The sequence below is a fragment of the Streptococcus sobrinus DSM 20742 = ATCC 33478 genome, from assembly GCF_000686605.1.
Classification (GTDB): Bacteria; Bacillota; Bacilli; order Lactobacillales; family Streptococcaceae; genus Streptococcus; species Streptococcus sobrinus.
The window spans coordinates 1-25,873 of sequence record NZ_JMLC01000024.1; the positions used below are offsets into that span (position 1 = coordinate 1).

The 25,873-nt window shown below is 45.0% G+C and carries 24 protein-coding genes, 1 tRNA gene and 3 pseudogenes; 26 read left to right on the forward strand and 2 right to left on the reverse strand.

Going from position 1 to position 25,873, the window contains the following annotated elements; genetic code table 11:
- From BS63_RS01000000111035 to lytR, 6 genes and pseudogenes are all read left to right on the forward strand, one after another.
- Positions 1–272: IS30 family transposase (locus BS63_RS01000000111035; protein ID WP_032798596.1), on the forward strand; the 272-nt coding region annotated here is incomplete at its 5' end.
- Positions 273–297: 25 nt separating this feature from the next.
- Positions 298–1,053, forward strand: a pseudogene (locus tag BS63_RS01000000111040) (LPXTG cell wall anchor domain-containing protein); the annotation flags it as partial.
- Between the two features lie 310 nt (positions 1,054–1,363).
- Positions 1,364–2,782 carry an NCS2 family permease gene (locus BS63_RS0108065; protein ID WP_002960044.1) on the forward strand — a complete coding sequence of 473 codons (1,419 nt, stop codon included), beginning with the start codon at positions 1,364–1,366 and terminating at the stop codon, positions 2,780–2,782.
- Positions 2,783–2,955: 173 nt separating this feature from the next.
- A complete protein-coding gene (gene tsaE / locus BS63_RS0108070; protein WP_002960046.1) occupies positions 2,956–3,396 on the forward strand; it encodes a tRNA (adenosine(37)-N6)-threonylcarbamoyltransferase complex ATPase subunit type 1 TsaE in 441 nt (146 codons plus the stop codon).
- A complete protein-coding gene (locus BS63_RS0108075; protein WP_002960047.1) occupies positions 3,389–3,901 on the forward strand; it encodes a GNAT family N-acetyltransferase in 513 nt (170 codons plus the stop codon). Before tsaE ends, BS63_RS0108075 begins: the two co-directional genes overlap by 8 nt.
- 8 nt (positions 3,902–3,909) lie before the next feature.
- On the forward strand, positions 3,910–5,145 hold the full coding sequence (gene lytR, locus BS63_RS0108080; protein WP_002960048.1) for a glycopolymer--peptidoglycan transferase LytR: 1,236 nt from the start codon (positions 3,910–3,912) through the stop codon (positions 5,143–5,145).
- A 186-nt stretch (positions 5,146–5,331) separates the two neighbouring features.
- On the opposite strand, the gene BS63_RS0108085 is transcribed toward lytR, so the two are convergent.
- Together BS63_RS0108085 and BS63_RS0108090 are read right to left on the reverse strand one after the other, a co-directional pair.
- Positions 5,332–5,622: a hypothetical protein gene (locus BS63_RS0108085; RefSeq protein ID WP_002960051.1), complete on the reverse strand. Its 291-nt coding sequence runs from the start codon at positions 5,620–5,622 to the stop codon at positions 5,332–5,334.
- Entirely contained in the window at positions 5,619–6,038 is a 420-nt protein-coding gene (locus tag BS63_RS0108090; RefSeq protein WP_002960053.1) for an HIT family protein, read from the reverse strand. The genes BS63_RS0108085 and BS63_RS0108090 overlap by 4 nt, the downstream gene beginning before the upstream one ends.
- Positions 6,039–6,315: 277 nt before the next feature.
- On the opposite strand from BS63_RS0108090, the gene BS63_RS0108095 reads away from it, so the two are divergent.
- The 20 genes and pseudogenes from BS63_RS0108095 to trxA all read left to right on the forward strand — a co-directional run bounded on the left by BS63_RS0108095 (position 6,316) and on the right by trxA (position 25,765).
- Positions 6,316–7,041, forward strand: coding sequence for an ABC transporter ATP-binding protein (locus tag BS63_RS0108095; protein WP_002960055.1), 726 nt, complete (start codon positions 6,316–6,318; stop codon positions 7,039–7,041).
- A gap of 2 nt (positions 7,042–7,043) precedes the next feature.
- Positions 7,044–8,090: an ABC transporter permease gene (locus BS63_RS0108100; RefSeq protein ID WP_002960056.1), complete on the forward strand. Its 1,047-nt coding sequence runs from the start codon at positions 7,044–7,046 to the stop codon at positions 8,088–8,090.
- 330 nt (positions 8,091–8,420) lie between these two features.
- The gene (gene ccrZ / locus BS63_RS0108105) at positions 8,421–9,227 is read left to right on the forward strand and encodes a cell cycle regulator CcrZ (protein ID WP_019770722.1); all 807 of its coding nucleotides are present in this window, start codon (positions 8,421–8,423) and stop codon (positions 9,225–9,227) included.
- Positions 9,228–9,863, forward strand: a complete 636-nt coding sequence (gene trmB / locus BS63_RS0108110) for a tRNA (guanosine(46)-N7)-methyltransferase TrmB (RefSeq protein ID WP_002960061.1) — start codon at positions 9,228–9,230, stop codon at positions 9,861–9,863. It begins immediately after the preceding gene.
- Positions 9,864–10,019: 156 nt separating this feature from the next.
- Positions 10,020–10,106: transfer RNA gene (locus BS63_RS0108115), tRNA-Ser, on the forward strand.
- A 625-nt stretch (positions 10,107–10,731) separates the two neighbouring features.
- Complete coding sequence (locus BS63_RS0108120) at positions 10,732–12,249, forward strand: hypothetical protein (RefSeq protein WP_345908501.1); 1,518 nt, start codon at positions 10,732–10,734, stop codon at positions 12,247–12,249.
- A 470-nt stretch (positions 12,250–12,719) separates the two neighbouring features.
- Positions 12,720–13,196 (forward strand): ribosome maturation factor RimP, encoded by a 477-nt coding sequence (gene rimP, locus BS63_RS0108125; protein ID WP_080651900.1) that lies wholly within the window; start codon positions 12,720–12,722, stop codon positions 13,194–13,196.
- A 181-nt stretch (positions 13,197–13,377) separates the two neighbouring features.
- The gene (nusA, locus tag BS63_RS0108130) at positions 13,378–14,694 is read left to right on the forward strand and encodes a transcription termination factor NusA (RefSeq protein ID WP_019770726.1); all 1,317 of its coding nucleotides are present in this window, start codon (positions 13,378–13,380) and stop codon (positions 14,692–14,694) included.
- Between the two features lie 14 nt (positions 14,695–14,708).
- Positions 14,709–15,005 carry an RNase P modulator RnpM gene (rnpM, locus tag BS63_RS0108135; protein ID WP_002962538.1) on the forward strand — a complete coding sequence of 99 codons (297 nt, stop codon included), beginning with the start codon at positions 14,709–14,711 and terminating at the stop codon, positions 15,003–15,005.
- The gene (locus BS63_RS0108140) at positions 14,998–15,300 is read left to right on the forward strand and encodes a YlxQ-related RNA-binding protein (protein ID WP_019769944.1); all 303 of its coding nucleotides are present in this window, start codon (positions 14,998–15,000) and stop codon (positions 15,298–15,300) included. The genes rnpM and BS63_RS0108140 overlap by 8 nt, the downstream gene beginning before the upstream one ends.
- Before the next feature lie 327 nt (positions 15,301–15,627).
- Positions 15,628–18,036 (forward strand): annotated as a pseudogene (infB, locus tag BS63_RS0108145) (translation initiation factor IF-2); the annotation flags it as partial.
- Positions 18,037–18,652: 616 nt separating this feature from the next.
- Positions 18,653–19,006 carry a 30S ribosome-binding factor RbfA gene (gene rbfA / locus BS63_RS0108150; RefSeq protein WP_004205591.1) on the forward strand — a complete coding sequence of 118 codons (354 nt, stop codon included), beginning with the start codon at positions 18,653–18,655 and terminating at the stop codon, positions 19,004–19,006.
- Between the two features lie 227 nt (positions 19,007–19,233).
- A pseudogene (locus BS63_RS1000000111890) lies at positions 19,234–19,614 on the forward strand (nucleotidyltransferase family protein).
- Between the two features lie 167 nt (positions 19,615–19,781).
- Positions 19,782–20,465 (forward strand): ATP-binding cassette domain-containing protein, encoded by a 684-nt coding sequence (locus tag BS63_RS0108160; RefSeq protein ID WP_004205594.1) that lies wholly within the window; start codon positions 19,782–19,784, stop codon positions 20,463–20,465.
- Positions 20,449–21,147: a hypothetical protein gene (locus BS63_RS0108165; RefSeq protein ID WP_004205595.1), complete on the forward strand. Its 699-nt coding sequence runs from the start codon at positions 20,449–20,451 to the stop codon at positions 21,145–21,147. The genes BS63_RS0108160 and BS63_RS0108165 overlap by 17 nt, the downstream gene beginning before the upstream one ends.
- Positions 21,148–21,294: 147 nt before the next feature.
- The gene (locus BS63_RS0108170) at positions 21,295–21,741 is read left to right on the forward strand and encodes a CopY/TcrY family copper transport repressor (RefSeq protein WP_002998634.1); all 447 of its coding nucleotides are present in this window, start codon (positions 21,295–21,297) and stop codon (positions 21,739–21,741) included.
- A complete protein-coding gene (locus BS63_RS0108175) occupies positions 21,742–23,979 on the forward strand; it encodes a heavy metal translocating P-type ATPase (protein WP_019781432.1) in 2,238 nt (745 codons plus the stop codon).
- Between the two features lie 26 nt (positions 23,980–24,005).
- Positions 24,006–24,902 (forward strand): cation diffusion facilitator family transporter, encoded by an 897-nt coding sequence (locus BS63_RS0108180; RefSeq protein WP_004205604.1) that lies wholly within the window; start codon positions 24,006–24,008, stop codon positions 24,900–24,902.
- A gap of 40 nt (positions 24,903–24,942) precedes the next feature.
- Positions 24,943–25,146, forward strand: a complete 204-nt coding sequence (gene copZ / locus BS63_RS0108185) for a copper chaperone CopZ (protein WP_004205606.1) — start codon at positions 24,943–24,945, stop codon at positions 25,144–25,146.
- A 304-nt stretch (positions 25,147–25,450) separates the two neighbouring features.
- On the forward strand, positions 25,451–25,765 hold the full coding sequence (trxA, locus tag BS63_RS0108190; protein WP_002998870.1) for a thioredoxin: 315 nt from the start codon (positions 25,451–25,453) through the stop codon (positions 25,763–25,765).
- The last annotated feature ends 108 nt before the right edge of the window (positions 25,766–25,873 follow it).

Here is a 25,873-nt window from a genome sequence, read left to right on the forward strand (position 1 = left end):
TCACTTCAGACAGGGGAAAAGAGTTTGCCTGCTATCCTCTGGTAGAGAATTTAGGAATTTCCTTTTTCTTTGCGGACGCCTATTCATCCTGGCAGAGAGGAAGCAATGAAAACGCAAATGGCTTACTAAGAGAATATTTCCCAAAGAAAACAGATTTAGCCGCTATCTCTGATGAGGTTTTGAACAAGGCTTTATATGATATCAATCACCGACCACGAAAATGTTTAGCTTACAGAACTGCTAGTGAAGCTCTAGAGGATGAGTTCAAGTAAATGTTGCACTTATTCTTGCAATTTATCAAATAAAATTGCTCAAAACCTCCAAGACGACATCAAATCAGGGGTCTATGATCCTACCGATGAGTCAAGCAATGATCAGTCCGCTATTACCCGCAATGCCAAAGACTATGGCGTGGAACCAGCAGACTATGATCACGCGGGAACCACGACGGACTATTATGATGAAGCACTTTCCGCCTCACAACAAGGTACGGCAAGCTTGAGTGAGTTGAGACATAGTATTGCTGACGAAGTTCTAGCTTCTTTAACCTTGCCTAACTGGAGAACCTTGGCTCTCTTTGGTCTTTCTAACAATGAAAAGGCAGAGTTTGCCCTTGGTGTTGAAAGAACCCTGAAACCTGAAGAAGGTAAGCGTATCACTACATACCACTTTATTGTCGTTCCAGAATCTGCACTAGGAGGCACAACTTCTACTGATAGGCCAGCTGATAATCCACAGACACCCAGTCAGGAAGATCAAGATAATAAAGCTTCTCAAGTCCAGGTTGAGCAAAATAGCCAAGCTCCTCAAGTTGAGGCCAGCAATCCTGTAAAAGCAACTCTGCAAAAGGCCACGACCAGTCCAGTTGCTAATGTTTCCGCAACTAAGGTTGCTAATCCTGCCAAGGAAAATCAAGTAGTAAGTGCTGAAAAAAACTTACCTCAGACAGGAGATAGTAATACTGCCAATGCAATAGCCCTCCTACTCGGTTATCTTAGCGTTTTTGCCGGAATTTTCGTAGGCTTTCGGAAAAAGCCGGATAAAACAAAATAGAATAAGTAGCAAAAAGCCCTGAGTCTAGGGCTTTTTCTAGTTTTTGAAAAGTCCTAGGCCTTTTTGACTTTTTAGCTACCTTAGGGGTGTTCCTCAGAACCATGTGCAGTTATTGTTTTTCGTGGATGACAGGTTATTAGAGTTCATTTTTATTTTTCAAGGCTGGTGTTAATTTACTGTTTTCCAGCCCCGTTGTTTCCCGAACTTTTATAGTGTATAATAGATACATTGTTCAAAATTATCGAACAAAACGGCAGAAGTCTTCTGCAACCTATCTTATTACTATATTCTAGAGGAGTCATTAATTTCAATGGAAAAATTTTTCAAATTGAAAGAACACGGAACGGACGTCCGTACTGAAATCATGGCTGGTTTAACCACCTTCTTTGCCATGTCCTATATTCTCTTTGTCAATCCGGCCATTCTCAGCCAGACTGGCATGCCAGCTCAGGGTGTTTTCCTGGCAACCATCATTGGTGCTATCGCTGGGACCCTGATGATGGCGCTTTACGCCAACCTGCCCTATGCTCAGGCACCAGGGATGGGGCTCAATGCCTTCTTTACCTATACAGTTGTCTTCTCGCTGGGCTACACTTGGCAACAGGGTCTTGCCATGGTCTTTCTGTGTGGGGTTATTTCCCTCATCATTACCTTGACCAAGGTCCGCAAGATGATTATCGAGTCTATTCCGGCTTCCCTCAAATCAGCTATTTCCGCTGGTATCGGGATTTTCTTGGCCTATGTTGGAATTAAAAACGCTGGCTTTATTCAATTTGCCATTGACCCAGGTAAGTATACAGCGACTGGTACGCTCAAGGGGGCCAAGGCTTCCATTACTGCTAATTCAGCAGCGACACCAAGCTTGGTTCACTTTGATAATCCTGCAGTTATCCTAGCTCTGATTGGCTTGGCTATTACTATTATCTTCATTGTCAAAGGAATGAAGGGTGGTGTTATCATTTCTATCGCCTTGACCACTATTGTCGGAATTTTCATGGGTGTGGTTGACCTTGGTTCTATCAGCTGGGAAACGACCAATCTTGGATCTTCCTTCCACGATTTCAAGACCTTATTCGGTGCAGCCCTCGGCAGCAAGGGCTTGGGCTCCCTCTTTACTGTACCAACTAAAATTCCTAGTGTCTTGATGACCATTCTTGCCTTCTCTTTGACCGATATTTTTGATACCATCGGAACTTTAATCGGTACTGGCCAAAAGGTTGGTATCATTGCGACAACTGGCGAAACCCATGAGTCAACTGGTTTAGACCGAGCCCTCTATTCTGATTTGGTCGGAACTTCTGTTGGTGCCATTGCTGGTACTTCAAACGTAACGACCTATGTTGAATCGGCAGCTGGTATCGGTGCTGGTGGTCGGACTGGGATGACTGCCTTGGTAGTAGCCGTGCTCTTTGCCATCTCTAGCGTCTTCAGTCCCCTGGTTTCAATTGTGCCAACTCAAGCAACGGCTCCAGTTCTGATTATCGTGGGGATTATGATGCTGTCTAACCTCAAGAATGTTAACTGGGAAGACCTTTCTGAAGCAGTACCGGCCTTCTTCACCTCAGTCTTTATGGGCTTTGCCTACAGCATTACTTATGGTATCGCAGCTGGTTTCATCACCTATACTTTGGTGAAAATCATCAAGGGTCAAGCTAAGGATGTCCATCTGATTCTTTGGGTTTTAGACCTGCTCTTTATCCTTGATTTTGTCAGCTTGGCAATCCTCTAAGTTAAATCGTTAACTGAAGGCTGGGAGTTTGGTTTCCTGGCCTTTATTTTTTAGGTGCATCTGCTTGCCGGCGTGCTACCAGCCATAAGTTCGAGAAGTTACCGGCCCCAACTTTATAGGAGGAATTTCGGAAAATCATTGGAAGAGATTTGCTTTTTTGGTATAATAGGCACATGTTTTATAGTCGCAATGAAGATGAGCTGATGGCCATCGGTTACAAAATAGGACAGTCACTGCAAGCGCAGGATGTCCTTATTTTGACGGGTGAACTTGGTGCCGGAAAAACAACGATTACCAAGGGAATTGCCAAGGCTCTGGGCATTTCGCAGATGATTAAAAGTCCCACCTACACCATTGTCAGGGAGTACGAAGGGAGCCTACCTCTCTACCATTTGGATGTTTATCGTATCGGCGATGACCCAGATTCGATTGATTTAGATGATTTCCTCTTTGGAGATGGGGTCACCGTAATTGAATGGGGGGAGCTTCTCGGTGAGAATTTGCCTAAAGACTACCTGACTGTTAAACTTGATAAAGTTGCTGATGGCCGGCAAGTTTCCCTGAACGCTAGCGGTTTACGGTTTCAAAAACTCTTAGAGGCTATTGATGGCTGAGGCGGAAGTTCTCTTTGAGGAAGCCCAGCCTAGCGATGCTGAACTCTTGGTGGACTTTCTGGCTCAAGTCATGACTGAGAGTGATTTCATCACGCAGACCAGTCGCCTCTTGACCCAAGCAGAAATGGTAGAATTTTTGACGAGGCAACTAGCCAGTTCCAGAGATATCTGTCTGCTGGCTAAGTTAGGACAGAAAGTTATTGCCACCTTGAATCTGGTTTCCTATGAAAAATCGGGAGACTATTGGGGAGATCTTTTTCTAGCCGTTGGTCAATCCTATCAAGGGGCTGGTCTGGGTCAGACCCTGATGGTGCTAGCCATTGATTGGGCAGAGCAGGTTGGGAGTCTAGCAGGCTTAAGCTTAAGTGTCCAGGTTCGCAATCAAAGAGCCGTTCATATTTATGAGAAATTTGGTTTTGCCATTGATAGTCTCAAAAGGGCTGCTGTCAAAAGCAAGACTGGCCAAGAACTTGATATTTATTACATGAGTAGAGCAATAAAGTAAGGAATAGTATGAAAATCGGGAAGAAAATTTTTTTGATGGTGCTGACCATCCTTGCGACAACAGTGATTGCCTTTTTTATCTATACAAGGAATGTTCTGAATTTCTCTAACAGTCAGTTAGGAAAAACTTTTAAGCAGTACGGGAAGAACAGTAGCGCAATTGAGCAGACCAAACCCTTCTCTATTCTTTTGATGGGGGTCGATACAGGTGATTCTCAACGGAAAGAAACCTGGGAGGGAAACAGTGATACCATGATTTTGGTTACGGTCAATCCCCAGACTAATAAGACAACGATGACCAGTCTAGAACGTGACGTTCTGGTTGATTTGGCTGACAAATCAGGCGAAGAAGATCAGGCCAAGCTCAATGCGGCTTATGCCAATGGTGGAACCAAGGAGGCCTTGTCAGTCGTTAGCAAGCTCCTTGATATTGACATTGATTATTACATGCAGGTCAATATGCAGGGCTTGGTTGACCTAGTTGATGCTGTCGGAGGTATCAAGGTTACCAATAATTTTGACTTCCCAATTTCTATTGCAGAGAATGAACCGGAGTACACGGCTAAGGTTGAACCAGGGACCCACCATATTAATGGGGAGCAGGCACTAGTCTATGCTCGGATGCGTTATGATGATCCAGAAGGTGACTACGGTAGGCAGAAACGGCAACGGGAAGTGATTCAAAAGGTAGTGGCTAAGCTGTTGGATATGGGCAGCAGTGTCAGCAGTTACCAGAAGATTCTTAAGGCAGTCAGCAAAAACATGCAGACCGACATTGACCTATCAACTAATAATCTTGGCAATCTTCTGGGTTACCAATCAGCCATTAGCAATGTTAAAAACTATCAGCTCAAGGGAACGGATGCTACTATTAATGGCGGCTCCTACCAGCTGGCGGATGCAGATGGTATCCTGAAAATTCAAAATCGGATTAAAAAGCAACTGGGGCTCAAGGAAGGAACCAAGAAGACTCTCAAGACCAATGCGATCCTTTATGAAGACCTCTACGGTCAAGGCGGCTTGGATACTTCCGACGGTTCTGATAGCTCAAGTTCATCGGCCTATGGTGATGGCTATGACAGTTATAATTCTGGTTCAGCTGGTGGAAACTCAGCAGGTTCAGGTGGTAGCTACAATACTGGCAGTTATTCTCAAGCCCCATCCAACGATGCCGGTACCAGCGGCGGAGGATACAACAGTGGTGCTGAAACTGGTGGCGGTACGGCTGGAGGAACTGGCTATTAAGTGATTAAAGACTAAAACAAAAGGCAACTCAAAAAAATCTGAGTTGCCTTTTTCGTGGATTGTGTTGGGTGCTTGGGTGATATGATATTCTTCGAGGATAAATCAGTCAGAGAAAAAGGTGAAATTCGCACTTTGCTTTTAGCTGAGTGACATCAAAAAGGCTCTCGTTTTGAGAACCTTTTTCTTTTATTCTTCCTGCCATTTTTCTATTCTTTGGTTGATTTCATTGAGGCGAGATTGGGCTTCTTGGTTGAAAAGCTTGAATTTGTAGGTCAAGTCTTTCTTGTAGTCTTGAATTAAATCGGCCTGCTGGGCAATGATGTTTAGTTGGTCTTGGATGATTTCAGAATCCATTTGAGCCCTGTCGAAAGCTTTCAGGGCTTCTGCCAAGCCGGCTCGGATTTTTTCACGGTTTTGGTAGGCCTTGTAGCTGGCATAGGCCGCCAAGCCAAGGAAGGCTAGATTGCGGATTTTCATGCTTCCACCTCTTTTGCAATGTCTTGGGCCAATTGTCCCAGAGCTTCAAAGTCAGGCTCGTGCTCGGTGAAGGTGATGGCCACTTCATCTTGATCGCTGTAGCGGGGGATGATATGGATATGGGCGTGGAAGACAGTTTGACCAGCAATCTCTTCATTATTGTTGAGAATATTGAGCCCCTTGGCTCCAGTCGCCGCCTTGACGGCCCGGGCCAGTTTAGGTAGACGGGCAAAGATATCAGCTGCCGTTTGGTCGGACATCTCTAGCATATTGCGAACGTGTTCCTTGGGGATAACCAAGGTGTGGCCCTTGGTGGTCTGCGAAATATCCAAAAAGGCTAGCACTTTATCGTCTTCATAGATTTTAGATGAAGGGATTTCTCCCGCAAGGATTTTACAAAAAATACAATCAGACATAATTTTCCTCCCATTTTGTGAGCTTTAAATTGATGAAAATCTCAAGCTAGGTCAGCAAAGCAGGCCTAGAATCTGAAAAATCAGGCCTTATCAAACCAACTACTAGTGAAAGAGCAAGGCAATCTTCCTGTTCCCCACCTCTTAGAGGTCTGCTGTCTAGTGGCTGGCATCTTTGCCCCGTCTCGTTTTTGATTTTCAACAGTCTTAAAGGGGACAAACCCCAAAGCTTATCAAGTTTTTGATATAATGATTATATCAAATTTTAGAAGAGAAAGTTATGTTAAAAATAGACAAGATGACAGGAGGCTACCGCAATATTCCTGTCTTAAAAGAGATTTCCTTTGAGGTGCCCGACGGTCAGCTGGTCGGTCTCATCGGTCTTAATGGGGCTGGGAAATCAACGACCATCAAGGAGATTATTGGGCTTCTAACTCCCTATCAGGGGGCTATTACTATTGATGACCTCAGCTTAGCTCAGGACAAGGAAGCCTACCGGAAGAAGATTGGCTTTATTCCAGAAACGCCCAGCCTCTACGAGGAATTGACTCTGAAAGAGCATCTGGAAACCGTAGCCATGGCTTATGATATTCCGACGGCTGAGGCCTTGGACCGAGCTCAAAAGCTTCTTCAACTTTTCCGCCTAGAGGATAAATTGGACTGGTTCCCTGTCAACTTTTCTAAAGGCATGAAGCAGAAGGTTATGATTATCTGTGCCTTCATCGTCCAGCCTCGTCTTTTAATCGTTGATGAGCCTTTCTTGGGTCTGGACCCCCTAGCCATCAATGATTTGATGGATCTCTTAGAAGAAGAAAAAGCCAAGGGAACCGCCATTCTCATGTCCACCCATGTCTTGGATTCGGCCCAAAAGATGTGTGATAGCTTTGTTATCCTCCATCAGGGGCAAATCAGGGCACAAGGGACTCTGGCGGATTTGCGGGCCAGCTTTGGTCAGGCAGATGCCAGTCTCAATGACCTCTACATGGCTTTGACAAAAGAGGTCTGATTATGAAAGCAGTATTTGCCAAACGTCGCTTTGATTTCAATCAGCAGTGTCTCAAGTATCTTCGCTATGTTCTCAATGACCATTTCGTTTTGGTCTTGGTTTTCCTTTTGGGCTTTGTTCTTTATCAGTACAGCAATTTGCTTCGGCATTTTCCTAAAAATCATTGGCCAATTATGGCAGGGCTAGTGCTGGTCAGTTTGGTCCTGCTCTGGTTGGGGCGGGTGGCAACCTATCTGGAACCCGCTGACCGAGTCTTTCTCCTACCCCAGGAAGATGACTTAATCGCCCAAATCAAGGGGGCTAGGTGGTGGAGTTTTCTGGTTTGGGGAGGCCTGCAAACCCTCTTCTTGTTGGCCCTAGCTCCCCTCTTTTTAGCCCTAGGCTTTTCAAAATTAGGATTTTTAGTCTTTCTACTTTTCATGCTGCTTGTCAAAGGCGGTCTGGTTCTTTTTAAAAGTCGCAAGCTTCTTATCGCTGGTAATCTAAATTGGGAAGAGGCTCTGGCCCAAGAACAAGGGCGAAAACAAGCTATCCTGAAATTTTATTCCCTCTTTACCAATGTTAAGGGCATTTCCAGCCAAACCAAACGACGGGGCTATCTGGATTTTCTCCTGGCTGGTCTGACCAAGAAGCAGTCCCAGCTTTGGTCCAATCTCTACCTACGGGCCTATTTACGCAGTGGTGATTATCTGGCCTTGAGCCTGAGACTTCTCTTTCTTAGCCTGCTCAGCTTTATCCTTGTCAAGGCCGGCCTAGTCGCGCTGGCCCTGGCCCTGCTCTTTGATTATCTCCTGCTCTTTCAACTTCTGTCTCTGGCCAAGCATTACGATTATCAATATTTAACCCAGCTCTTTCCCTTGGGAGCTGGTCTGAAAAAGGCCAACCTCAAGCAGGTTCTACGAGGGATTCTCTATGGCCTGGTTCTGCTACAAGCAATCGTCCTACTCATTTTTGCCTTCTCTTGGCAAAATCTGGCCCTGCTGGTAGGTGTCGCTCTCCTCTTGGTGGAGCTTTACCTGCCCTATAAGTTAAAGAAGTTGTTTGCTTGAGCCAGCCTGAAACTCTGCGAAAATCAAAAAGATGCGTCGTTAACTCGCTTTGCCGTACTTAATGAGGAAAGCAGAGCTTTCCTCATTCTGCGCCTCAAAAGGTCTGGGAGACCTTTTGAGCTACCTACAGTTCGTTGCCTCGCCTACTTTTGATTTTCATTGAGTATAACCAAGCCAGCTTGATATTGACGAGGCCTGATAAAACCAGTAAAATAAGAGAGCGATTAAAAACCAACCTCTGCTTGTAAGCGGACTTGGTTACCCTAGATGAAAGGGCGTGGAAGGAAAATTTCGCTGGCAAGGCTGAAAAATCACGCCCAATGACAATAAATGGAGGAAAATGATTTGGTTACAACCGATTCAGATTTAAGCCTAAAACCCCTGCGGGGTAAGAGTGGCAAGGCCTATGTTGGCACCTATCCAAATGGTGACCGAGTCTTCGTCAAAATGAATACGACACCAATTTTGGCGGCCCTAGCCAAGGAGCAGATTGCCCCTCAACTTCTCTGGGCAAAACGCATGTCCAATGGGGATGTCATGAGTGCCCAAGAATGGCTCAACGGTCGGATTCTCAATAAGCAGGATATGACCAGCAAGCAAATTATCCAGATTTTGCTGCGGATGCACCGCTCCAGAACTCTGGTCAACCAGCTCATGCAGCTCAATTATCGGATTGAAAAACCCTACGATTTGGTTGTCGATTGGGAGAGTAATGTTCCTGAACAATTGCGGGCCAATTCTTTCTTGCAATCTATTGCCAAGGAATTGAAGGATAACCTGCCGGAATTTGACCAGGACAAGGCCACTATTGTCCACGGAGACCTAAGGCACAGCAACTGGGTCATCACCACTAGCGGTTTGATTTACCTAGTGGATTGGGACTCTGTTCGCCTGACCGACCGGATGTATGACGTTGCCTATATGCTCAGCCACTACATTCCTTACACCCATTGGAACGAATGGCTCAGCTACTATGGCTACAAGACCAATGATTTAGTCATGAACAAGGTTGCTTGGTTCGGTCAATTATCCTACCTGACCCAGATTCTCAAATGCTACGATGAAAACGATATGGAACATGTCAATCAGGAAATTTATGACCTGCGTAAGTTCCGTGAAATTATTGGAAAGAATTAGATGCGTGTTAGAAGACGTAAGGGTGCTGAAGAGCACCTAGCCAACAACCCTCATTATGTAATTTTGAATCCCGAGGATGCCAAGGGACATTGGCAGGAGATTTTTGGCAATGATAAGCCTATCCATATCGAAGTCGGCTCCGGCAAGGGAGCCTTTATTACGGGTATGGCCCTACAAAATCCTGGCATCAACTATATCGGGATTGACATCCAGGTTTCAGTGCTCAGCCATGCCTTGGACAAGGTTCTAGCTAGTGAGGCAGAAAATATTCGCCTCCTCCAGGTTGATGGATCCAGCTTGACCAACTATTTTGCGGACGAGGAAATTGACCTCCTCTATCTCAATTTCTCAGACCCCTGGCCCAAGAAAAAGCATGCTAAACGTCGGCTGACCTACAAGACATTCTTGGATACCTACAAGCAAATCCTGCCTGAGCATGGTGAGATTCACTTAAAGACCGATAACCGTGGCCTCTTTGAATACAGCCTTGCCAGCTTCTCGCAATATGGCATGGTCCTCAAGCAGGTCTGGCTGGACCTCCATGCCAGCGATTATGAGGGCAATGTCATGACCGAGTATGAGCAGAAATTCTCCGACAAGGGTCAGGTCATCTATCGGGTGGAGGCTATGTTTTAGGTGCCTAATGGCGGTGATAATCTCATTTCTAGCTATCTAGGCAAACTTCAGAAATTAAATAACAATACCCATAGGAAGTTTGTGTTTGCGATCCATTGAAAAAATTATTTTGAAAAATTGAGAATTCATGTTATAATGTCACTCGTTGACATTCATGGAGAGGTCGCATAGTGGCCGAGTGCGCACGCTTGGAAAGCGTGTAGTCCTTAACGGGGCTCGGGGGTTCGAATCCCCTCCTCTCCTTAACTAAGATACTAAGGGCGTTAAAAAAGACGTATGATTTTAGGGTCTACTTGAGAAATCCTGATTTCTCGATAGGAGACGTCTAAATCACTAGTCTTTTAGCCCGAGTTCAATTCCACAATCAAGATGGCTAAGTCTCCTTTGCGGTAAGACTTGCTAGGAAAACCGCTGAGGCGGTTTTTTTGTATTGTGAAATGAAGTTACGAAGGCGCAGTTGAAATTTATTATTTAGGATAACCTGGTTAGGTTTAGCCTAGACATAATTAAAAAGTTTACTGTTGAAAATTTTTTAGAAGAAGAGAATTAAGCTTGAAAGGGAACTCTAACCTCAATAACGGAACTGAAGAGAAATACTCTATGAGACTTGTTTTTTTTAATCAGCAAGAAATAATTGAAAATTAGTAATTAATTTAAGAAAACGCTTGCAAATGCAACTATTTCACCCATAATAGGATTGAAAGGGGTTGAAGATATGAAAAATTTAAGATTTTCATCATGGCACTATGCTAAAAAGTATTTTGTTGGTCTATCGTGTGTTACTGTGCTGGCAGCTGCTAGCTTTATTGCGAAGCCAGTTCTTGCAGACACTGTAGAGACAGAACCAACAAATACAAGTGAAATACTCATGACCACAAATCAAAGCCAACCTAGTACGGATGTTGAGACTGTTACCCCTCCAACTACAGAAACTAGTTTGAACACCCTAAAGACTGAACTTGGCTCCCAGGCTTCTAATGGTACCTCAGAGGATACTGTTCCTCAAGCAGTATCGTCCAATTCTGAAGTTCCCGCTACCTCTTCAGCAGATTCATATACAGGAGGAGATAATGTTTCTGTCTCAGCCAAAAACAATTTAGTCACTTCCGAATCTAAGGGTTATCATAGTGACGAACAGGGCAATTGGTATTACGCTGATGGCAATGGGAATAAGTTAACCGGGGCTCAGATCATTGATTCTGTCAAGGTCTACTTTGATGAGAACGGCATCCAAGTCAAAGGGAACTTTGCCTCTGATGGCCATTATTATGACAAAGATAGCGGGGCTATGTTGACTAAACGTTATGTCGAAGTGGCCGGCAATTGGTACTATGTTAATGACAAGGGCGATAAATTAATTGGTACCCAAACGGTTGACTCTGTCAAGGTCTATTTTGATGAGAACGGCATCCAAGTCAAGGGGAACTTTGCCCCCAATGGCCATTATTATGACAAAGATAGCGGGGCTATGCTAACTAAACGTTATGTCGAAGTGGCCGGCAATTGGTACTATGTTGATGGCAATGGAAATAAGTTGATCGGTGCTCAAACGGTTGATTCTGTCAAGGTCTACTTTGATGAGAATGGTGTCCAAGTCAAGGGTGCCTTTGCACCAGCCAAAGAAAGTATTTTTTCACCAGATAGACATTACTATGATAAAGATAGTGGTGCCTTGGTGACGAATCGTTACGTTGAGGTGGATGGCAATTGGTATTATGTTGATGAAAACGGCAGGATGTTGACGGGATATCACACGATTGACGGTGTTGAAGTTTACTTTTCTGAATATGATGGTCATCAGGCTAAAGGGGAATTTTCAGGAAATGGTGATACTGGAGACTTCTATGATTGGGATTCTGGAGCTAGAATTACTGGTAAAGAAGGAACTCCAAAATTTATTAAAACTAGGTCAGGTCACTGGTATTATCTCAATGAAAAGGGGAACCAAGTGACCAGCATTCAGATCATTGATGGAAATATTTACTATTTTGGTCTTCCAACTAAAAAATATTACTATGGTATGCAATCAAGGGGCGAGTTAGTCTATGCTTATTATAGTGATTTTATTCCTAATAGTAGCCACATCTACTATACCGATCCTGAGACTGGTGCGGCTTGGAAAAATCGCTACGTCGATTGGGAAGGTAGCCGTTATTACATGGGACCAGAAGGCTATGCTCTAATCGGAGAGGCAGTTGTCAATGGTCAATCTGTTTATTTCCATAGAGACGGTAAGCAAGCCCGGGGTGAATTGATTACCGAAAATGGCGTAACTCGCTACTATGCCCCTGATTCTGGGGTGCGAGTTCGCAATACTAAACTGACTATTGATGGTGTAACCTATAGTTTTAATGCTGATGGGGACGGAACCATCATCTCCGATTAAAAGCAAGTTGTTAGGCGGGTAGCTAGTATCATTGACTGATGTTGGTTACAATTTGTGATTTTGATAGTTGTCTTCGGCGATATCGTTAGACAACTATCATCAAAGGGTCTCAGTTTCTAGAGAAAAGAGAAGATGTGACTAGAGGTCCGTTGTTAAACCGCCAATTCTCCCATTTTTGATTGAAATGCTAAAAACTTACTAGCCTATTCCTTGCAACAGGTTAATCATACAGTCGAAGATATGGCCTGATAAAAGTTAGTAAGGGATATAGAAAACTTTTCAAGAATTCTTGGTCAACAGTCTAAGAATACGTAATAGGTTGACCTTGTCCCTTGCAATTAGGGGGCTGACGTGCTATACTATAGGAAATAATACAGAGAGGGGCGAAGTTGGATGACTTCGCCTCTTGTCTATGTATGGATTTGTTTTCCTTTTCATGAGGGGAAAACTAGAAAGCAGAGGTAAATCTTATCGCTAATCAGACGCTTATTGATACGGTTACTCAGGTTGTTGCTCCTGCTATTCTCCAGCCTTTTGAGCTGGTTGATGTGGAATATGAAAAGATGGGGGCTGATTATGTTTTGTCCATTCTGGTGGATAAGCCAGAGGGCATTACCGTTGATGATACGGCTGAGCTGACGGATATTATTAGTCCGCTCTTGGATACCATCAAGCCTGATCCCTTCCCCAGCCAGTACATGTTGGAAATTTCCAGTCCCGGTTTGGAGCGCCCCTTGAAGACAGCTGAAAGTCTCAAGGCTGCTGTCGGTTCCTATGTCAATATCAGCCTCTACAAGGCCATTGACAAGGTTAAGGTATTTGAGGGGGATCTGCTGGATTTTGATGGCCAAACCCTGACCTTGGAATATCTGGATAAGACCCGCAAGAAGCAGGTGGAAATTCCTTATACGACGGTTGCCAAGGCCCGCCTAGCCGTCAAGCTATAGTAGGACCTAGTTGGAGTCAAGTTATAGTCGAATGGCTAAGAGCCTAGCGAGGTCCTTAGACTTTTGTTAGGAAGCTAGGCCTAATCAAAATTGTTAAGAAACTTGGATTTAACCTTGATTCCAAGAAAATTGAAAATATAGAAAGGATAGCTAGTCCGCTCAGGGGCGGATAGAAAAACTTATGAGCAAAGAAATGCTAGAAGCCTTCCGTGTTCTGGAAGAAGAAAAACACATCGACAAAAACGACATCATTGATGCGGTGACCGAATCGCTCAAATCTGCCTACAAACGTCGCTATGGTCAATCTGATAGCTGTGAGGTTGAATTTAATGAAAAGACTGGGGATTTCCAAGTCTACAGCGTGCGTGAAGTTGTCGAAGAAGTTTTTGATAGCCGCTTGGAAATCAGCTTGGCTGATGCCCTCAAGATTAGCTCAGCCTATGAGTTGGGTGATAAGATTCGTTTTGAAGAATCTGTTAAAGAATTTGGTCGTGTGGCTGCCCAATCTGCCAAGCAAACCATCATGGAAAAGATGCGTCGTCAGATGCGGGAAATTACTTACAATGAGTACAAGGAACACGAAGGTGAAATCATGACCGGAACGGTTGAACGTTTCGACCAACGTTTCATCTACGTCAACTTGGGCTCGATTGAAGCCCAGCTCTCCCACCAGGACCAAATCCCTGGGGAAACCTTCAAATCACACGACCGCATTGAGGTTTATGTTTATAAGGTGGAAAACAATCCTCGTGGGGTTAATGTTTTCGTCAGTCGGAGCCACCCTCAATTCATCAAGCGTCTCATGGAAAAGGAAATTCCGGAAGTCTTTGATGGTACTGTGGAAATCATGAGTGTCTCCCGCGAAGCTGGCGACCGGACCAAGGTTGCGGTTCGTAGCCATAACCCTAATGTGGATGCCATCGGAACCATCGTTGGTCGTGGCGGTGCCAACATCAAAAAGGTTGTCAGCAAGTTCCATCCAGTCCGCCTAGATCCTAAGTCAGGTCTGGCCGTCCCTGTCGAAGAAAATATCGACGTTATCCAATGGGAAGAAGACCCAGCTGAATTCATCTACAATGCTATTGCTCCAGCGGAAGTTGACTATGTTATCTTTGATGATGAAAATAGCAAGCACGCAACCGTAGTCGTGCCAGACAACAAGCTATCCTTGGCTATTGGTCGCCGCGGACAAAATGTTCGTCTAGCGGCTCACTTGACGGGTTACCGCATTGATATCAAGTCAGCAACAGAATACGAAGCTATGGAAGCAGAGGCTGAGGAAGCCTATGAAGCTGATGACTTGGTTGAAGCTGAAGGCCTTGACCAGGTAGAAAACTTAGAGCAAGACCAAGTGGCGGAGGAAGTGACTTCCGATGATGCAAGTGCTGCAGAAGCTGAAGAAGCTGAACTTCAAGTCCAAGATGAGCTTGTTGAGGAAAACGAGGCGGCAGACCTTGAGACTTCAGCTGAAGCTGCTGAGCCAGCAGATCAAGATTAAGAGGAAGGCCTTTTATGGCTAAAACAAGAAAGATACCTTTGAGAAAATCAGTTGTTTCAGGTCAGGTGATTGACAAGCGAGACCTGCTGAGAATTGTTAAGAACAAGGAAGGGCAAGTTTTCATCGATCCAACTGGCAAGCAAAATGGCCGCGGCGCTTATATCAAGCTAGATAATGAAGAAGCTCAGCTGGCCAAGAAGAGACGGGTCTTCAACCATAGTTTTTCTATGGAAGTTCCCGATGAATTCTATGATGAATTGATTGCCTATGTTGATCACAAGGTTAAAAGAAGAGAGTTGGGCCTTGACTAATTTAGAGAAGTTATCCAATTTATTAGGTCTGGCTCAGCGGGCAGGAACTCTAATCTCTGGTGAAGACCTGGTCATCAAGGCCATTCAGAAGCACCAAACCCGATTGGTTTTTCTAGCCCATGATGCTGCTCCCAATTTGACCAAAAAAGTAACTGATAAATGTCAATATTACGATATAGAAGTCTCCACAGTGTTTTCCGCACTGGAATTAAGCGTTGCTATTGGTCGATCCCGAAAGGTGCTGGCCGTGACTGACGCTGGATTTGCAAAGAAAATGAGGACTCTTATGAACTAAAGAATAGGAGGACATGATTTGTCTAAGAAAAGATTGTACGAAATTGCCAAGGAACTTGGCAAACCAAGTAAAGATGTGGTGGAAAAGGCCAAGAGCTTAGGTCTAGATGTCAAGAGTCACGCTTCAAGTGTTGAAGAGGTGGACGCTAAGCGGATTTCCAGCAGTTTTTCTGCTACCAAGGCGCCAGCTCCAAAGGCTAGCCAATCTGAAAGTAAGCTCGCTCCAAAACCAGCTTCAACGCCTAAGTCGGAAGTAGAGGCTAAGCCAGCTCAAGAGGTTAAAACGGCCTCAGAAAAGTCTGTCCAGCCTAAACCCGCTGCTAAGCCAAAACCAAAAATTCGTAACTTTAAGGCGGAGCGGGAAGCTAAGGCTAAAGCGGCAGCTGAGCGTCACCAAAACCAAGGCAAGGGCAAGCAGAATAATCGCGGTGATCGACGCAACAATGACCGCCGTCGCGATAACCGCTCTGGCAACCGCAATGACCAAAGAAACAATCGTAACCAGGCTAACCAAGGACCACGGATTGATTTCAAGGCCAGAGCAACTGCCCTAAAAGCTGAACAAAATGCGGAGTACTCTCGCCAAAGCGAAGATCGTTTCCGTCAGGAACAAGAAAGCAAGTCTGTGGCAGCCCGTCGTCAAGAAGAGGCTCGTCAAAACAAGCGGAAAGCTCAAGAAGAAGCTCAGGCTCAACCAAGTAAGCCAACGCCAGCAGCGGCTCCAACAGTAGCTGCAAAACCAGCCCCAGCCAAGGCCAAGGATACCCGTCGCAAGAAAGCTAATCGTTCAGACAAATCACGTGACTTTTCACATCAGAATGAAGATGGGCCAAAACAAAGTAAAAATAAGAAGTGGAATAATCAAAACCAAGTGAGAAACCAAAGAAACAGTAACTGGAATCATAAGAAGAAAAAAGGAAAGAACAACCGTAAGGATCAAGCTCCAAAACCAGTCACCGAACGTAAGTTCCATGAATTGCCTAAGGAATTTGAATACACTGAAGGAATGACGGTTGCTGATATCGCAAAACGTATCAAGCGTGAACCTGCCGAAATCGTTAAGAAGCTCTTCATGATGGGTGTAATGGCTACCCAAAACCAATCCTTGGATGGTGACACCATTGAACTCCTCATGGTGGATTATGGTATCGATCCTAAGAAAAAGGTTGAGGTTGATGATGCCGATATCGAACGTTTCTTTGTTGATGATGACTACCTCAATGAAGACCAATTGGTTGAACGTGCACCAGTCGTAACCATCATGGGACACGTTGACCATGGTAAAACAACCCTTCTAGATACTCTGCGAAATTCTCGGGTAGCCACAGGTGAAGCCGGTGGTATTACTCAACACATCGGTGCCTATCAAATCAATGCCAACGGTAAAAAGATTACCTTCCTAGATACCCCAGGACATGCAGCCTTCACTTCGATGCGGGCTCGTGGTGCCTCGGTTACTGATGTCACCATCCTGATTGTTGCTGCAGACGACGGCGTTATGCCACAAACTGTTGAAGCGATTAACCACTCTAAGGCTGCCGGTGTGCCAATTATTGTTGCCATCAACAAGATTGATAAACCAGGTGCCAACCCTGAGCGGGTTATCGGTGAGCTGGCTGAACACGGTGTTATCTCGACCGCTTGGGGTGGTGAGTCAGAATTCGTTGAAATTTCAGCTAAATTCGGTCAAAATATTGATGAACTTCTGGAAACTGTCCTTCTGGTTGCTGAAATGGAAGAGCTCAAGGCTGATCCAACCGTTCGAGCTATCGGTACCGTTATTGAAGCTCGTTTAGATAAGGGGAAAGGAGCTGTTGCAACTCTCTTGGTCCAACAAGGGACTCTACATGTTCAAGACCCAATCGTTGCGGGTAATACCTTCGGTCGGGTTCGGGCCATGACCAATGATCTGGGGCGTCGGGTGAAAGAGGCAGCGCCATCAACACCAGTATCTATCACAGGTCTTAATGAAGCCCCAATGGCTGGTGACCACTTCGCAATTTATGAAGATGAAAAAGCAGCTCGGGCTGCCGGTGAAGAACGGGCTAAGCGGGCTCTGCTCAAGCAACGTCAAATTACCCATCGTGTCAGTCTTGAAAACCTCTTTGATACCCTCAAAGATGGCGAAGTTAAGTCTGTTAATGTCATCATCAAGGCAGATGTGCAAGGCTCTGTCGAAGCACTAGCGACCTCTCTGCAAAAGATTGAAGTCGAAGGGGCTAAGGTCACCATCGTTCACTCGGCTGTCGGTGCTATCAACGAGTCTGACATTACTCTGGCTGAAGCTTCTAATGCCGTTGTCATTGGTTTTAATGTCCGTCCTACCCCACAAGCGCGGGCTCAAGCAGAAACTGATGAAGTTGAGATCCGTCTCCACAGCATTATCTACAAGGTTATCGAAGAAATTGAAGATGCCATGAAGGGAATGCTGGATCCTGAATTCGAAGAAAAGATTATCGGGGAAGCCCTTATCCGTGAAACCTTCAAGGTTTCTAAGGTCGGCACCATCGGCGGATTCTTGGTTACCAGCGGTAAAGTTACCCGCGACTCCAGTGTTCGGGTTATCCGTGACGGTGTCGTTATCTACGACGGTAAATTAGCCAGCCTGCGTCACTTCAAGGACGATGTCAAAGAAATCGGCAACGCCCAAGAAGGTGGTCTCATGATTGAAGGCTACAACGACATCAAGGTTGACGATACTGTCGAAGCCTACGTGATGGAGGAAATCAAACGCTAATCAGAATTGAAGCTAAAGCTTCTAATTCTGATACGAGAACTGCTATGGCAGTTCTCTAAGCGTTATACTAACTCGAAGCATTAACTATTATCGAGTTAATGCTTCAAGCGTCGCAAGCGTTTGTTATTAAAACTGGAACTATCTTCCTAGTTTTTACACGGCAGCTACTAAGGTAGTCTGCCTAAACGCTATACTAGCATTCAAGCTCAACTATTATCAACTTGAGTTCGAATGCGTCGAAAGTCTAATCAGAATTGAAGCTAAAGCTTCTAATTCTGATACGAGAACTGCTATGACAGTTCTCTAAGCGTTATGCTAACTTGAAGCTTTAGCTATTATCGAGCTAAAGCTCCAAGCGTCGTAAACGTTAAGGGGTGAGAAAGTCTTGGTATGGCGAAGCCATCAATTTCGTTGTCTCACCCCCGCACAGTTGATTAGGTTGGCCGCTGTCACTTGTGACAAGGACAGCCAAACAACCACTGCGTTAAAATCGTATCAACGAATTTTTGAGGACTGGTAGCTATTGTCCCCCCAGTCTTATGTCAGCTACTATGATTACCTGACTAAGCGTTAAAACACTAATCAGAGTTGAAACTAAATGGAAAGAAGGCAAAGGATGGCTAATTCTTTTCGGACGGATCGAGTTGGTATGGAGATTAAACGGGAGGTCAACGAAATTCTGCAAAAGAAGGTTCGTGACCCTCGTGTCTCTGGTGTCACCATCACCGATGTCCAAATGCTAGGGGATTTATCCATGGCCAAGGTCTATTACACCATTATGAGCGACCTTGCTTCGGATAATCAAAAGGCCCAAACCGGTCTTGAGAAGGCCAAGGGAACTATCAAAAGGGAACTTGGTAGGAATCTCCAAATGTATAAAATTCCAGATTTAACCTTCATCAAGGACGATTCGATTGCCTATGGTAATAAAATCGACCAGATGTTGCGTGATTTGGAAAGTAAGAAATAAGAAAGGCTCTCAAGGGAGCCTTTTCTCTTAGCTCATTCAAACAACTATTGAGGACCACTATGGAGCTGGAAAAATTATTAGCTGCTGATCCAGACATCATGAGAATTTTGTCAACTGTAAGAGACCTTGGCCTGTCGGATTCTTGGCTGGCTGCAGGAACCTTACGAAATTTCATCTAGAATAAATTATCACATCTGCCGGCTTTTGATGAGACGACCGATGTCGATATTGTATTTTTTGACAGAAAAGTTCCCTATGAGAAGACCAAGAAAATTGAAGCTCAGCTTCGACAAGTCTATCCGACCTACAACTGGGAGCTAAAGAATCAGAAAGATATGCACGGTCACAGCCCTCACACCTTACCTTATACCAGTTCTAGGAATGCCATCAGTAAATATCCAGAACGCTGTGCAGCAATTGGGGCTAGGCTCGATGAAGAAGGACAGCTATAAGTATTTTTACCCTATGGCTTAGAAGATATTCTGAACTTTGTCGTGAGGCCGACGCCACATTTTAAAGCGGACAAAGATAGAATGGCTCTGTACCAGAAGCGGTTGACCGAAAAAAATTGGCAGGCCAAGTGGCCACAATTAAAGATAGAGAACTGATAAAAACAGACGTTAGAATCGACTTGCTCATTGGCAGGTCGATTTTTTATATAAAATTTTTATATAAAAAATCTTGACAAAGTTGCCATCAAGAACTATTCTATAGATGAGAGAAATGCATATTATTTTTATATATTTATAATTTTATATATAAGGAGGACAAGACTATGTTGATAAGTCGACATCTATCTTTCGGTTTTAACCGTCATAAAATCCTCAAGGATCTATCGCTTAACCTTGAGAATCGTAATCAGATTATTGCTCTGCTTGGTCCAAATGGAGCAGGGAAGACGACTCTCCTAAATATCTGGGCAGGATTCTATCAAAAATATAAGGGACAAATATCCAAAGACAGTTATAGAGCTTTTCTTCTACCTGATAGTCCTTTTATTCCCAAAGATATGACAATTGAATCTTGTCTCAAGGACTTTAAAAGTCTCTACTCTCATTTCAATGAAAAAAGAGCTAGACAAATGTTGAAGGATTTAAGGCTGGATCCTAAAAAGAAGGTAGCTGATTACTCGAAAGGAATGAAAGAGCAACTACACCTTGTTTTTGCTCTTGCTCAGGAAGTTGACTATTACCTACTAGATGAACCCTTGGCTGGGGTTGACCCGCTGACACGGGAGATCTTGATTGATTTGATTAAGCGCTATCGTCGTCCCAATAGTGTTGCCATTATTAGCACCCATTTGGTTCAGGATATGGAAGAACTTTTCGACGAGGTTCTTATGATTAACGATGGAAAATTAATTCTGTATGAGAACGTTCGGGCCTTACAGGATGACTATCGAGGATTGGCTCTAGATGATATCTATAAGGAGGTGAACCGCAATGTTGGCACTTATTAAAAGGCTGTTGAAAGATAACGCCGGACTTTTTTACTATATTTATTCACTCGAGATTATCCTACGCTTGATAAAAAATATCTGGAAACAAGAAGCAATGATAGACATGATCCATAGCTTATGGGTCATGGTTGCGGCCGCCCTCTTAATTATTTACTCAACCTACCGATTATATAGGCTAGCTTATACCAGAGATTCTTATTTTTACTACAGTTTAAAATACTCTATTCATCAGGTACTTTTAACCGGAACAGGGATAAATATAATTTTGAATTTAATCTTTTATTTGTTATACTGTCCGGCTAAAACCTTCGATTTGTTCGGTAAAACACTATCCCTAACTTCTTACTTTGTCCTCGTTGTAACCTTTCTCTATTTATTCCGAAGCTTATCTCATAAGGTTTTGGCGAGAAATATTTTCCTATCAACTTTATTAGGAATTCTAATCGCTTATCCTTTAGCCTTCTATAATACTTTTCAAGATAAGATGAAGCCGTTTTTCATCGGTGCCTCTTCTGGGATGGAAAAAGTCCATCAAATTTATACTTCGATTTTGCCAATCACTATTGAGAGATCGAGTGGCCTTCATATTTTGACTAGCACGAGCACGATGGTTAACCTTATTATCATCGGTTTAGGCCTCCTTGTTTATTTTGCTTCTAAGCCCTTGAAAGTTAATTGGTAAATCTACCTTATGAATGAAAGATTAGCAAAATAAGTTTGAACCACTTTTGTGGTTCCTTTTAAGTTCTTTCAGTTTACAAATGTAAATCATTCTGCTATAATATATCTACAAACGTAAACGAAATAAGTTCAAGAAAAGGTGGTTGCTATGATTTCGAATGCCGAATGGGAAGTACTGCGGGTGGTCTGGGCCAAGGGTCAGGCAAGCAGCAAGGACATCATTGGAGTTCTGGCTCAAAAGATGGACTGGTCTGAGTCAACTATCAAGACCCTGATTGGTCGTTTGGTGGAGAAAAAGATTCTCCAAAGCAGGCGGGAAGGTCGGTCCTTTATCTATTGGACAGAAATTTCCGAAGAGGAGGCCAACCTAGCTAATCTGCGGACGGAGCTGGCCAAGATTTGTCAGACCAAGCAGGCTGGACTGCTGGGACAAATCCTAGCTGAGACTCCTATGACAGCCCAAGACCTCCAAGGCTTGCAAAAGATTTTAGACCGCAAGCAGGTTCTGGACCAGGTTCCTTGCAATTGTACACCTGGTCAATGTCGCTGTCAGGAACATGTTAATAGTCCTGAAAAGGAAGAGGTGGTGATTTAGATGGCTCAAGAAACTTACTTAATTGATGGCATGACCTGTGCCTCCTGTGTGGCAACGGTTGAAAATGCCGTTAAAAAATTGCCGGGCATGACCAGCTGTTCGGTCAACCTGACGACCGAAAAAATGGCGGTCTCCTATGACGACAGCCAGGTCAACCAAGAAAAAATTGAGCAAGCTGTAGCAGATGCTGGTTATGGAGCCAAGCTCTTTGTCCAAGGGCAAGCCGCCAGTCAGGAAGAGCGGGAAGAAAAACGCTTAGCGGGCATGAAGCAAAGGTTGATTTGGTCAACAATTTTCACCCTGCCCCTGCTTTATATTTCCATGGGCTCGATGATGGGTCTCCCCCTGCCAGCCTTCTTAGAGGCGGCCAGTCATCCTCTGACCTTTACCCTGGTTCAGTTGGCCCTGACCCTGCCGGTTATGGCCATTGGTTGGCACTTTTACCGGACCGGCTTTAAGACCCTCTACAAGGGGCACCCCAATATGGATAGCCTGGTGGCTGTGGCCACGACTGCAGCCTTTCTCTACAGTTTGGCTAGCACCTACCACGTTTTTCTGGGGCACGCTCATCATGTCCACCAACTCTACTTCGAGTCGGTCGCTGTCATCTTGACCTTGATTACTTTGGGAAAATTCTTTGAAACCCTGTCCAAGGGTCGCACCTCTGAAGCGATTAAAAAGCTTATGCACCTCTCCGCCAAGGAAGCCCTAGTAGTCCGTGACGGTCAGGAAATTTTGCTGCCCATTGAAGAACTGGTTTTAGGGGACCAAGTTCTGGTCAAACCAGGGCAAAAGATTCCTGTTGATGGTCAAGTTCTCTCAGGCCACTCTTCGGTGGATGAGTCCATGTTGACAGGGGAATCTATTCCTGTAGAAAAAACCATCGGCGACCAGGTCTACGGCGGTTCGATCAATAGTCAGGGTGCCCTAACCATTGAAACCCAGAAGCTGGGCAAGGATACCCTGCTGTCACAAATTATTAAGCTGGTTGAAGACGCCCAAGCCACCAAGGCCCCAATTGCCAAGATTGCTGACCAGGTTTCTGGTGTCTTTGTTCCCGTGGTTATGGGAATCGCCCTAGTGACCGGTCTGGCCTGGTTCTTCCTGGGCGGTCAATCCTTTAGCTTCGCCCTGACAGTGGCTGTCAGCGTGCTGGTCATTGCCTGCCCCTGTGCTCTGGGACTGGCAACACCAACGGCCATTATGGTCGGGACAGGCCTAGCCGCTAAAAATGGTATCCTCTTTAAATCAGGAGACAGCCTTGAGTTGGCCCATCAAGTTGATACCATTGTCTTTGATAAGACAGGGACCCTGACCCGAGGCAAGCCTGAATTGGTCAGCCTGACCAGTTACCAAGCGGACTGGAACCGTGAGCAGCTCCTTAGAGCTGTGGCCAGCCTGGAAGCTCAATCTAGCCATCCTATTAGCCAGGCCTTGGTCGATAAGGCCAAGGAAGAAGGTCTGAGCCTGTCAGCCGTTCAGGATTTTGAAAATTTGGCTGGCTTTGGCCTTAAAGGCCAAGTCGCCGGTCAAGAACTTCTGGTCGGCAACAAGGCCCTTATGGAAAAGGAAGAGGTGGACTTATCTTCTGCTCAAGCTGATTTTGTCCAGCTGACCCAAGAAGGGCAAACGCCAATCATTGTGGCCAGCCAAGGGCAACTGCTTGGCCTCCTGGGTGTAGCCGACCAGCTTAAGCCCGATAGCCAAGCGGCCATCCAAGCCTTGCAAGCCAAGGGAATTGAGGTCGTTATGCTGACTGGTGACAATGAACAAACCGCTCAAGCTATCGCCCAAGAGGCTGGTATTAATCGGGTCATCAGTCAGGTTCTTCCTGACCAGAAGGCCCAAGCTATTGCCGATTTGCAAGCAGCTGGCAAGAAGGTTGCCATGGTTGGCGATGGAATCAATGATGCACCGGCACTGGCTCTAGCTGACTTGGGGATTGCCATGGGAGCGGGAACGGATATTGCCATCGAGTCCGCCGACATCGTCCTCATGAAGCCTGACCTGCTAGACGTGGTCAAGACCTTGGCTGTCAGCCAAGCTACTATTAAGACCATCAAGCTCAATCTTTTCTGGGCCTTCATCTATAATATTTTAGCTATTCCAGTGGCTATGGGTGTGTTATACTTATTTGGAGGACCACTTCTCAATCCAATGCTGGCTGGCCTAGCCATGAGTTTCAGCTCAGTATCCGTGGTTCTCAATAGTCTGGGACTAAATTATCGAAAAATATAGACGAAACTGTAGATTGGAGAAGTAGTATGGGTCATGACCACCACCATCAGCTAGGGAATCACCAGCAATCGCAAAGAGCCATCTTTGGCTCCTTCCTCTTAAATTTTGGCTTTGCCTTGATTGAATTCATCTTTGGTGCCCTCTTTAATTCGAGTGCGGTGCTAGCTGATGCCGTTCATGATACTGGTGACGCCTTGGCCATTGGCCTTTCTTGGATTTTTGAGAAGGTCTCGACCAGAAAGTCCGACGACCATTACACCTTGGGTTATGATCGCTTCAGCCTTTTGGGAGCCATGATTACAGCCACTATCCTAATCGTCGGTTCCCTAGTCGTAGTCGTCGAGAATTTTCCCAAACTCTTCCATCCTGAACCGGTCAATGCTAATGGGATGCTCTGGCTGGGCCTAGTGGCCATTGCCGTTAATCTGGGCGCCCAGCACTTGCTCAGCCGAGGCTCTAGCGAGCACGAGTCCATCCTCAGCCTGCATTTTCTTGAAGATACCTTGGGCTGGTTGGCTGTTATCCTGGTTTCGGTCTGCCTACATTTTACCAACTGGTATATTCTTGACCCTCTGCTCTCGTTAGCTATCTCGCTCTTCATCCTCAGCAAGGCCCTGCCTCGCTTCATTAAAAACATGACCATCTTTCTGGAGGCCTCTCCTAGAGACTTGGACATGTTGGCCATCAGGCGGGCCATTAATCAATTGGATGAGGTTGAGGCCGTACCCCAGCTCAATATCTGGTCCATTGATGGTCATCGCCATGTGGCCATGATTCATATTATTTTAGAAAATCGTCAGGATGAAAAGCTAGTTAAGGATAAAATTCACCACATCCTGGAAGATTATCAGGTTGTTCAATCAGCCATCGAATGTGATGATTCCAGCTTTGAGCACCATCATCATTGTCCACCAAGTCATTAGGAGAAAAGTCTCCTCACAATAAAAGAATGGAGTAAGTATTATGTCAACAACTTATCAAGTCAGCGGAATGAAATGTGACGGTTGTGCCAAAACCGTCCAAGAAAAATTATCAGCCGTCAAGGGTGTCGAATCAGCTCAAGTTGATTTGGCTAAGAATCAAGTCACCATCGAAGGCAAGCCTTGGAAGCTCTCCCTCAAGCGAGCTCTCAAGGGGACCAAGTATCAGCTGGGTGGCGAAGTTTAAGGTCAGACTCTTAGAAAATCTCGAGATGACTAAGCAAAGCAAAGTTGAGATTTGAGGAATTTCGCCTTGCCTGGCAAGACATATTGTGGCCTGCCTCCTTAGCGACCAGGTCCTCCCTCCTGTCTTTGATTTTCATTGAAGGTAAGCTCGTTTTTCCTTGTGCTCTCATCTTGCCCTACCAATGAATTTTCTTGGCTGAAAAGTCGGCTATATCTGCATCTGGCAAAGTCCGTAGCAAATAATTGGCAAAGACCAAAAAATTCGCTAGAATGACAGTAAAACTAAGAAAGAAATAGGTGATACTATGGCAGAAGTCGTAACCGATAAAACCTTTGAAGAAGAAACCAAGGACGGACTCGTCCTCGTTGATTTCTGGGCAACCTGGTGTGGCCCTTGTCGCATGCAGGCTCCAATCTTGGAGCAACTTTCAGAAGAATTGGACGAAGATGAGCTCAAGATTGTCAAGTTGGATGTGGATGAAAACCCAGCCACCGCTCAAAAATTTGGCATCATGTCCATCCCAACCCTGCTCTTCAAAAAAGACGGTCAGGTCGTCAAACAAGTCGCTGGTGTTCACACCAAGGACCAACTCAAGGCTATCGTGGCAGAACTAGCCTAAACAAGAAAAAAGAGAACCGCAAGGTTCTTTTTGTTTACTTGAAGCCTAGGAAGACTGCCCGCATCTTATTTGAAATTTAACCAACCACTTGGATAGACTTCTTGTCAC

Bases quoted from the DNA above. Each gene is read 5' to 3' on its own strand.
- BS63_RS0108165 (WP_004205595.1), top strand. From the start codon at position 20,449: ATGTTGGCACTTATTAAAAGGCTGTTGAAAGATAACGCCGGACTTTTT.
- trxA (WP_002998870.1), top strand. From the start codon at position 25,451: ATGGCAGAAGTCGTAACCGATAAAACCTTTGAAGAAGAAACCAAGGAC.
- tsaE (WP_002960046.1), top strand. From the start codon at position 2,956: ATGTTTTATAGTCGCAATGAAGATGAGCTGATGGCCATCGGTTACAAA.
- BS63_RS0108160 (WP_004205594.1), top strand. From the start codon at position 19,782: ATGTTGATAAGTCGACATCTATCTTTCGGTTTTAACCGTCATAAAATC.
- lytR (WP_002960048.1), top strand. From the start codon at position 3,910: ATGAAAATCGGGAAGAAAATTTTTTTGATGGTGCTGACCATCCTTGCG.
- BS63_RS0108085 (WP_002960051.1), bottom strand. From the start codon at position 5,622: ATGAAAATCCGCAATCTAGCCTTCCTTGGCTTGGCGGCCTATGCCAGC.
- BS63_RS0108175 (WP_019781432.1), top strand. From the start codon at position 21,742: ATGGCTCAAGAAACTTACTTAATTGATGGCATGACCTGTGCCTCCTGT.
- BS63_RS0108120 (WP_345908501.1), top strand. From the start codon at position 10,732: ATGACCACAAATCAAAGCCAACCTAGTACGGATGTTGAGACTGTTACC.
- BS63_RS0108075 (WP_002960047.1), top strand. From the start codon at position 3,389: ATGGCTGAGGCGGAAGTTCTCTTTGAGGAAGCCCAGCCTAGCGATGCT.
- ccrZ (WP_019770722.1), top strand. From the start codon at position 8,421: ATGGAGGAAAATGATTTGGTTACAACCGATTCAGATTTAAGCCTAAAA.
- BS63_RS0108095 (WP_002960055.1), top strand. From the start codon at position 6,316: ATGTTAAAAATAGACAAGATGACAGGAGGCTACCGCAATATTCCTGTC.
- copZ (WP_004205606.1), top strand. From the start codon at position 24,943: ATGTCAACAACTTATCAAGTCAGCGGAATGAAATGTGACGGTTGTGCC.
- rbfA (WP_004205591.1), top strand. From the start codon at position 18,653: ATGGCTAATTCTTTTCGGACGGATCGAGTTGGTATGGAGATTAAACGG.
- BS63_RS0108100 (WP_002960056.1), top strand. From the start codon at position 7,044: ATGAAAGCAGTATTTGCCAAACGTCGCTTTGATTTCAATCAGCAGTGT.
- rnpM (WP_002962538.1), top strand. From the start codon at position 14,709: ATGGCTAAAACAAGAAAGATACCTTTGAGAAAATCAGTTGTTTCAGGT.
- BS63_RS0108090 (WP_002960053.1), bottom strand. From the start codon at position 6,038: ATGTCTGATTGTATTTTTTGTAAAATCCTTGCGGGAGAAATCCCTTCA.
- BS63_RS0108180 (WP_004205604.1), top strand. From the start codon at position 24,006: ATGGGTCATGACCACCACCATCAGCTAGGGAATCACCAGCAATCGCAA.
- BS63_RS0108065 (WP_002960044.1), top strand. From the start codon at position 1,364: ATGGAAAAATTTTTCAAATTGAAAGAACACGGAACGGACGTCCGTACT.
- nusA (WP_019770726.1), top strand. From the start codon at position 13,378: ATGAGCAAAGAAATGCTAGAAGCCTTCCGTGTTCTGGAAGAAGAAAAA.
- trmB (WP_002960061.1), top strand. From the start codon at position 9,228: ATGCGTGTTAGAAGACGTAAGGGTGCTGAAGAGCACCTAGCCAACAAC.
- BS63_RS0108170 (WP_002998634.1), top strand. From the start codon at position 21,295: ATGATTTCGAATGCCGAATGGGAAGTACTGCGGGTGGTCTGGGCCAAG.